This window comes from Salinimicrobium oceani, assembly GCF_012037645.1.
In genome coordinates this window covers 1-375 of the sequence record NZ_JAAVJR010000999.1, presented here as the reverse complement: position 1 = coordinate 375, position 375 = coordinate 1, and the positions used below count along the sequence as shown (strand labels likewise).

At 44.5% G+C, this 375-nt stretch carries 1 protein-coding gene; it reads left to right on the top strand.

The features are described 5' to 3' along the window. The coding region (locus HC175_RS20455; protein WP_168139871.1) for a CNNM domain-containing protein at positions 1-375 on the top strand (375 nt) is incomplete at both ends.

Sequence of the window (375 nt, the reverse complement as noted above, 5' to 3'; positions counted from 1 at the left end):
TCCTGGTGGGGGTGCAGGCCGAAAAAGTCTATGGAGATGGTGGCAACGCAGTGGGAATAGTGTCGGCAGTAATGACTTTGGCCATTCTCATTCTTTCTGAAATTATTCCGAAGACCATAGGTGCCACTTACTGGAAATCCCTGGGGAATTTTACTGCTAAAACACTCACCATCTTTGTGCTGCCACTTAAATATACCGGAATTCTATGGTTGATGTTGCTTACCACCCGCCTTATAGGGAAATCTGCTCACGTAAATTCCATGAGCAGGGAAGAATTCCTTGCCATCACCGATGTAGCTGAAGAAGAAGGAGTTTTTGAAGAACAGGAAACTACTGTGATCAAGAACATGCTGATCTTTAAGAAAGTCAAGGCCA